The organism is Sphaerisporangium sp. B11E5, from assembly GCF_039871875.1.
Classification (GTDB): domain Bacteria; phylum Actinomycetota; class Actinomycetes; order Streptosporangiales; family Streptosporangiaceae; genus Sphaerisporangium.
This window is the reverse complement of the sequence record NZ_JBDPMD010000017.1, coordinates 120,357-127,358: the sequence shown is the minus strand read 5'-3', so window position 1 is coordinate 127,358 and position 7,002 is coordinate 120,357. Positions and strand designations below refer to the sequence as shown.

General features: G+C 69.0%; 6 protein-coding genes and 2 rRNA genes. 4 read left to right on the top strand and 4 right to left on the bottom strand.

What is annotated here, in order from left to right:
* The 3 genes from ABGB17_RS18130 to ABGB17_RS18120 form a co-directional block, all read left to right on the top strand.
* Window positions 1-114 (top strand): 23S ribosomal RNA (locus ABGB17_RS18130); the annotation flags it as partial.
* Between the two features lie 148 nt (window positions 115-262).
* Window positions 263-379: ribosomal RNA gene (gene rrf / locus ABGB17_RS18125) — 5S ribosomal RNA — on the top strand.
* A gap of 280 nt (window positions 380-659) precedes the next feature.
* Window positions 660-1,952: an Ig-like domain repeat protein gene (locus ABGB17_RS18120; RefSeq protein ID WP_347630921.1), complete on the top strand. Its 1,293-nt coding sequence runs from the start codon at window positions 660-662 to the stop codon at window positions 1,950-1,952.
* A 3-nt stretch (window positions 1,953-1,955) separates the two neighbouring features.
* On the opposite strand, the gene ABGB17_RS18115 is transcribed toward ABGB17_RS18120, so the two are convergent.
* Window positions 1,956-3,698 carry a substrate-binding domain-containing protein gene (locus ABGB17_RS18115; protein WP_347630919.1) on the bottom strand — a complete coding sequence of 581 codons (1,743 nt, stop codon included), beginning with the start codon at window positions 3,696-3,698 and terminating at the stop codon, window positions 1,956-1,958.
* Between the two features lie 97 nt (window positions 3,699-3,795).
* Complete coding sequence (locus ABGB17_RS18110) at window positions 3,796-4,341, bottom strand: Lrp/AsnC family transcriptional regulator (RefSeq protein ID WP_347630917.1); 546 nt, start codon at window positions 4,339-4,341, stop codon at window positions 3,796-3,798.
* A gap of 149 nt (window positions 4,342-4,490) precedes the next feature.
* On the opposite strand from ABGB17_RS18110, the gene ABGB17_RS18105 reads away from it, so the two are divergent.
* Entirely contained in the window at window positions 4,491-5,396 is a 906-nt protein-coding gene (locus ABGB17_RS18105) for a phenylalanine 4-monooxygenase (protein ID WP_347630915.1), read from the top strand.
* An 86-nt stretch (window positions 5,397-5,482) separates the two neighbouring features.
* Here ABGB17_RS18105 and ABGB17_RS18100 read toward each other — a convergent pair whose 3' ends face one another.
* On the bottom strand, window positions 5,483-6,199 hold the full coding sequence (locus tag ABGB17_RS18100; protein WP_347630913.1) for a response regulator transcription factor: 717 nt from the start codon (window positions 6,197-6,199) through the stop codon (window positions 5,483-5,485).
* Between the two features lie 16 nt (window positions 6,200-6,215).
* Complete coding sequence (gene pstB / locus ABGB17_RS18095; RefSeq protein WP_347630911.1) at window positions 6,216-6,992, bottom strand: phosphate ABC transporter ATP-binding protein PstB; 777 nt, start codon at window positions 6,990-6,992, stop codon at window positions 6,216-6,218.
* Between the last annotated feature and the right edge of the window lie 10 nt (window positions 6,993-7,002).

Here is a 7,002-nt window from a genome sequence, read left to right as displayed (position 1 = left end):
CCACCCCTGCAAGGGGGGTAAGGCTCCCAGTAGACGACTGGGTTGATAGGCCGGAGGTGTACACACTGTAAGGTGCCCAGCCGACCGGTACTAATAGGCCGAGGACTTGACCACAAAAACATTCCAACCATGATCTGATTTCGTGCGCTGTGCGTACGGTGTGTGGTGGTGGTTGGTGATGCTCGCGTCCACTGTGTGACTCAGAGACAACAAACCCCTGCCCCCTGGGGTGACCCGGGGTGGGTGTGTTGTTTCGCGGGGTTACGGCGGTCATAGCGGATGGGAAACACCCGGTTACATTCCGAACCCGGAAGTTAAGCTGTCCAGCGCCGATGGTACTGCACCGGGGACGGTGTGGGAGAGTAGGACACCGCCGGACAAACATTCACAACCCTGCTTGGGTTGTCGCGTTGATAAGGGCCGCCCAGGTCTCCTGGGCGGCCTTTTCGCGTTTCCGCACTTTTCTCCACGTTCCAGCACCTTGTCGCAGTGGCTTCTCTCCAGCGATCGGTAAGGACATGGCATCTCGCCCTGTCCTGCTCCGGTCCTCAGCTCTCGCTCGCGTAGAAGGAGTCGGGAGAGGCGGGAGGAAGACCATGGTGAGGAATCGGCGAGGCGGATGGAGTGCCTGCGCGGCGGGGCTGGCGTCGGCTTTCTTGATGACGTTTCTTGTCGCGGGCGGCCCGGCCGCGGCCGGCGCGGGCGGGAACGCGGCGGCAGGCTCCGCGCCGTCACGGGAGCGGGCGTATGTCGCGAACTCCGAGTCCGACGCCGTCTCGGTGATCGATACGACCACCCGCACCTACCTGAGAAGTATTCGGGTAGGTGACAATCCCGAGATAGTGGCGTTCGCTCCGGACGGACGGCGCGTCTACGTGACCAACCAGAACTCTCATGACATATCGGTGATCGACACCGCGCTGGAGCGTGTGGTCCTCACCATCCCGGTGGACGGGCCGCCGTCGGATGTGGCGGTGAGTCCGGACGGCGCCCGCTTGTACGTGACGAACCTGGTGTCCAGGGATGTCACGGTCGCCGATGCCGTCACCGGCCGGGTCATCACCACGGTACCGATCGGATCCCCCACGTCACGGGTGGCGGTGAGCCCTGACGGGGCCCGGGTGTACGTGACCTTCGGCGGCCGCGGCACCGCGACCGTCTGGGTGATCGACACGTCCACCTACCTGGTCACCACGGTCCCGTTCGGCAACTCACCGCTCGACATCGCGTTCTCCCCGGACGGCCGGCGCGTCTACTTCACGGACTTCGCTCTGGGCGCCGTCCTGATGATGGACGCGCTGACCTACAACCTTCTCGCGACCATCCCGGTCGGGCCGGAGATCCGGTCGCTGGCGGTGGCTCCCAGCGGGTCGTACGCGTACGTGACGGAGCCTCAGACGGGTCGCGTGTGGGTCGTCGACCTTGTCGCCGAGCGGTCCACAGGCGCTGTCACGGTCGGGAACCTGGCGATGGATGTCGCGTTCACGTCGGACGGCGCCTTCGCGTACGTCACCGTCGGTGGCGCCAACACCGCGACGGTGATCGACACGGCCACGCGGCGGATCGTCACCGCGATCCCTGTCCTGATCGCCCCGATCGGGATCGCCGTCGGCCGGGTGCCCGGCGACGGTCCCGTCCCCCCGCGGTCCTCGGTGACCGTCCTGTACTTCTCCTGCGACCCGTCCGGCCGGGGAGCGGCGACTTTCACCGCGGCGGTGACGTCCACGGGAGGCACGGTTCAGGCCGGGACCGTCCGGCTCTTCGCGGACAACACGCTCGTGGGGACGGGACGGCCGGACGCCGGTGGCCGGGTGCGGTTCACCGCGCCCGCCCTCCCGGACGGGGACCATCAGTACGCCGCCTTCTTCTCCGGCACGGAGCAGGTCGCCCCCAGCGCCTCGGCGACCTTGGTGCTGCGGTCCGGGCCGGACGGGGCGTGCGGCGGCTGCTGACGGTCAGCTCGGATCGGCGGGGCACTGTTCCTGGCCCACGCAGACCTTGCCGGAGAGGGCCTGGAGGAAGACCTGGGCGGCCTGTTCGAAGGTGGCGGGGGTCATGGCGGCGCCGTTGGTGACCTCGGCTATGGCGCGGAGCTCCTCGGGGTCGGCGGCGGGCCCGTGGCCGATCAGCGTGACGGTGACGGGATGGAGGGAGTCGAACTCCTCCTGGAGCGCCGACAGCAGAGCGTTCCTGGAGATGCCGGCCTTGTCGTCGTCGTGGCCGTCGGTGAAGACGATCACGGAGGTGAGCATGCCGTCCACCTGCTGCGCCGACGCGGCGCGGAAGGCCGCGAGCACGGAGTCGTACAGGCCGGTCCCGCCTCGGGTGCGGGCGGGGAGCTCGCGGAGTGCCTCGATGACCGGCGTGGTGTTCTGGAGCACCGGTCCGAGCGGCACGAGTTCCTGGTGGTCCTTGGCGCCGGCCAGGCCGGTGGAGAAGATCCAGAGCCCGACGTCGCTGCCGTCGGGGAGGGTCTCGATGCCTCGTGCGGCCAGGTCGGCGGTGGCCTCCATGCGGGTCTTGCCGAGACCGGGGACGGGGGTGTCCATCGACGCGCTGACGTCCAGCAGCAGGAGGGTGCGGGTGTCGGCCAGTTGCAGGCGCATGGTGAGCAGGGTGCGCAGGAGGGTGCGGGGGCCGGGGCCGGGGATGTCGGCGGGCGGGGCGGGACGCAGTCCGTGCCGGCTGTCCATGGCGGGGCCCGCCTGGGCGTCGGGGGTGCGGAACCCGGCGCTCTGGAGTGTCGTCCGGCCGGTGGCGGAGAGGACGGCCTCACGGAAGTCGGCGGCGGCGGCGCGGACGTGAGGGTCGGCCGTCAGGGGGACGTACGGGTAGTCCAGGGAGACGGCGCCCTCGCCGGGGTACAGGCCGATGGCGGGGCGGTCGGGACGCAGCGCGTTGTAGCTCCAGATGGCCTGTTCGCTGGCGACGATCACCGGGTCGCTGCCCGGGGGTGAGTGCTCCAGGACGCTGAACAGGGCCCCGTCGGAGGTCATGATCGATCGTTTGAGGTTCGCCGTGATGCCGCGGACGATGGGGGCAAGTTCACGGCGGGTGGTCGCCACCGTGCCGAGGGAGCTGACGGCGGCCAGGCCTGAGGCGAAGCGGTTCGGGGCGAGGAGCGTGACGGAGGCCTTGGGTAGCTTCTTCCTGCTCGCGGAGGTGGGGACGAGCAGGGTCCAGCTGGGCCGGCCGTCCAGCCTCGTGGCGGTCTTCTGGGTCACGGCGGGGATGACCGGCGAGCGTGCGATCGAGGTGCTCTGGAGGGGAAGGATCTTGTCGGCGCCCTGGAGGCGGGCCAGGGAGATCCACACGGAGGCGTCGGGGACCCACACGTCGGCCAGCCCTTTGTGCACGCCTAGCTCGTCGGCCACCTCGGCGGCCTGACGGGTGCGGACGGACACGTCGGCACAGCCGCCGCCGGCGGCGTACCACCGGGCGACGCGTTCCAGCGCGGGGCCGATGTCAGGTGACGCCATGACGCGCAGCCGTGGACGTTCGGTGCAGAGGTTCTGCGTGACCACGACGTACACACCGGCGGCGATCACCAGTATCAGGGCCGCCCCCATCGCCAGCGCGGCGATCATACGACGGCGGGCCGCCGCGGCGACGACGGCGGCACGAGACGGGGGCGGTGGGGCACCGAGCGCCGGCGCGTCGTGACCGATCGGATCGGGATTGCGGTGCCTGCCTGCCACGACGTCACACCCTCTTGCGCGAACGGTCACAGTAAGCGAAGAACTCCACTTGAGTATCGCGAAGTTACACCTTCAACACCGGTCGCGAACCCAAAACTTAACCAAGCACTTGCCCGGATCTCACTTGGCGAGTCACCGCGGGCTCCTGAGGGGCTTTCCGCGGGGACGAGCCGCCGGCCGCGGTGTGGAGCAACGGGTCTATCCGGTAGGGGATCTGGGTGGAGAGGGCGATGGTGGTGTCGGTGCGCTGGACGGCGGGGGACGCCAGGACCTGGGCGATGATCTGCTGGAGATGGGCGGTGTTGTGGGCCACCACCCGGCAGAGGAGGTCGGCCTGGCCGCTGGTGCCGTGGACCTCGAGGATCTCGGGGACCAGTCCCAGGGCTTCCACGGCTTCGGCGAGCCTGCCTTGGGAGATCTGCAGGGAGACGAAGGCGAGGATGGGATAGCCGACCTCGGTGGGGTCGATCGTGGGGCCGAAGTCGCCGATGACGCCCCGGGAGGTGAGCTTGTCGACGCGGGCCTGCACGGTGCCGCGGGCCACGCCCAGCAGGCGGGCCAGTTCGGTCAGGCCGATGCGCGGGTTGGCGCGCATGGTGGTGAGCAGCCGGACGTCCAGGGCGTCGATGGGACCGTTGGCCATGGGGTGAGACTACGGGTCGCGGCGAGAGGAGGGGAGTGCTGGTCGGAATGACCAGTGAGGAGGGGCGTGGTGGGGGGAGAAGTGGGCGGAACTGCCACTGGAAATGGTCGCTCTTGCCATCAGAAGGGGGGATTGTCGTTAATTATGACATGTTCGAAGAAGCCCAGTATTTCGCTCCTGTGGCCACCGGGGAGGACGGCTCGGTCGTCGTTCAGCTCGCCACGAGTCACCCGGGGTTCGCGGACAGTGCCTATCGGGAACGTCGCAACGCCATCGCCGCGCTCGCTCTCAAGCATGTGCCGGGGCGGGCGGTGCCGGAAGTGGAGTACACCGAGGAGGAGCACCGGGTCTGGACGCTGGTCGCGCGGGAGCTCGCGGTCAAGCACCAGAAGTACGCGGTGCGCGAGTACCTGCGGGGATGTGAGCGGCTGGCTCTGCCGGCGGATCGTATCCCGCAGCTTCAGGAGGTCGGCGATCTGCTGGAGCCGCTGACCGGGTTCCGGTATCTGCCGGCGGCGGGGCTGGTGCCGTTGCGCGAGTTCTACGGTGTGCTGGCGGACGGGTTGTTCCACTCGACGCAGTACATCCGTCACCACTCGGTGCCGTTCTACACGCCGGAGCCGGACGTCGTGCACGAGGTCATCGGGCACGCCAACGCGCTGGCGTCCGATCGGTTCGCGCGCCTCTACCGGCTGGCCGGCGGCGCCGCGCGGCGGGTCGAGACCGATGAGGCGCTGGAGTTCGTCTCCAAGGTCTTCTGGTTCACGCTGGAGTTCGGCGTGATGGCCGAGGACGGTGTGGACAAGGCCTACGGGGCGGGCATCCTGTCGTCGTACGGCGAGATCGAGGAGTTCCGCGGCATGGACATCCTGCCGCTGGACCTGACGGTGATGGGCACCACGACCTACGACATCACGAAATATCAGGACGTGCTGTTCCGGGCCGAGTCGCTGGACCACCTGGAGGACGTCGTCGGGTCCTTCTGGGCCACCTGTGACGACGACACCGTCGCCCGCATGGTCGCCGACGGCGCGCGTGCCAGGAGCTCGGTGTAGGAGCCGGCGGGACGGGAGCCGGGGCGCGGCACAGAGCCCCGGTGGTCCCGCCACGGCCTCGGCACGGCCTGGCCGTCACGTAGGTCTCAGGCCGGGGTGACCAGCCGGTAGCCGACGCCGCGCACCGTTTGGATGAGCTGGTCGTCGTCGTCGCCCAGGCGGGCGCGGAGGCGCTTGACGTGGACCGCGATGGTGTTGGTCGACATCGTGTCCCCGGCGTGCCAGACGTTCCTCATGATCTGCTCGCGGGTGACCGTGCGGTCGGCGTTGCGCATCAGGTAGTGCAACAGCTCGAACTCGCGTAGGGGCAGGTGGACCGGCATGCCGGCCACCCGCACCTGGTAGGCCCCCGCGTCCAGTTCGACGCCTCCGACCGTCAGGATCGTCCTCGCCCGGGATTCGCCGGGGATCGCGGCCTGGACGAGCGGGAGCAGCTCGGGAACGCGGTACGGCCGGGCCACGCACGCCGTGGCGCCGGCGGCGAGGGCCTGGACCGCCTGCTCGGCGTGCCCCTCTCCGACGCCGAGCAGGACGGGGACGGGCCGGGCCAGCCGCAGCGCGCGGATGAAGTCGACCGGCCCGATCACCGTCAGTGTGGCGCTGACCAGCACCACGTCAGGCCGTAGCGCCCCGGCCTGGAGGAGGGCCTGTGCCCCGTCGAGGACCCCGGCCACGAGGACGCCTTCGCGTTCCAGCGTCGCGGCCAGTTCGCCGACCATCCCGGCATCGGGATCAGCGACCAGCAGCATGGGCGCCGACCTGGTGTCCCCGTCCACTTCAGGTGCCGCCTGCGGCTGGCTCACACCATCTCCTAATGGATCATCCGAAGCGCCCGGTGATGTAGTCCTCGGTCGCCTTCTGGGTGGGATTGGTGAAGATCTTCGAGGTGTCGTCCATCTCGATCAGCTTGCCGGGCTGGCCCTGCGCGGCCAGGTTGAAGAACGCGGTGCGGTCGCTGACCCGCGCGGCCTGCTGCATGTTGTGCGTCACGATGACGATCGTGTAGTCGTTCTTCAGCTTGGCGATCAGGTCCTCGATGGCCAGCGTGGAGATCGGGTCGAGCGCCGAGCAGGGCTCGTCCATCAGCAGCACGGCGGGGCTGACGGCGATCGCCCGCGCGATGCACAGCCGCTGCTGCTGACCGCCGGACAGTCCCGCGCCCGGGCGGTTCAGACGGTCCTTGACCTCGTTCCAGAGGTTGGCGCCCTTGAGCGAGCTCTCGACGATGCCGTCGAGCTCGGACTTGGGCACCCGGCCGTTGAGACGCAGCCCGGCGGCGACGTTGTCGTAGATGGACATCGTGGGGAACGGGTTCGGCCGCTGGAACACCATGCCGATGTTGCGGCGCACCGACACCGGGTCCACGTTGGTGCCGTAGAGGTCCTGGTCCTCCAGAAGGATCTTCCCTTCGACGCGGGCGCCGGGGATGACCTCGTGCATGCGGTTGAGCGTGCGCAGGAACGTCGACTTGCCGCAACCGGAGGGCCCGATGAACGCGGTGACCGAGCGGGGCTCGATCGTCATCGCGATCCCCTCGATCGCTTTGAACGAACCGTAGTACGCGTCGAGGTCGGAGACCTCGATCTGACTGGCCATGTCGTAACCC

Coding starts and splice junctions, on each gene's coding strand:
- ABGB17_RS18120 (WP_347630921.1), top strand. CDS start 660: ATGACGTTTCTTGTCGCGGGCGGCCCGGCCGCGGCCGGCGCGGGCGGG.
- ABGB17_RS18110 (WP_347630917.1), bottom strand. CDS start 4,341: ATGGCCAACGGTCCCATCGACGCCCTGGACGTCCGGCTGCTCACCACC.
- ABGB17_RS18105 (WP_347630915.1), top strand. CDS start 4,491: ATGTTCGAAGAAGCCCAGTATTTCGCTCCTGTGGCCACCGGGGAGGAC.
- pstB (WP_347630911.1), bottom strand. CDS start 6,992: ATGGCCAGTCAGATCGAGGTCTCCGACCTCGACGCGTACTACGGTTCG.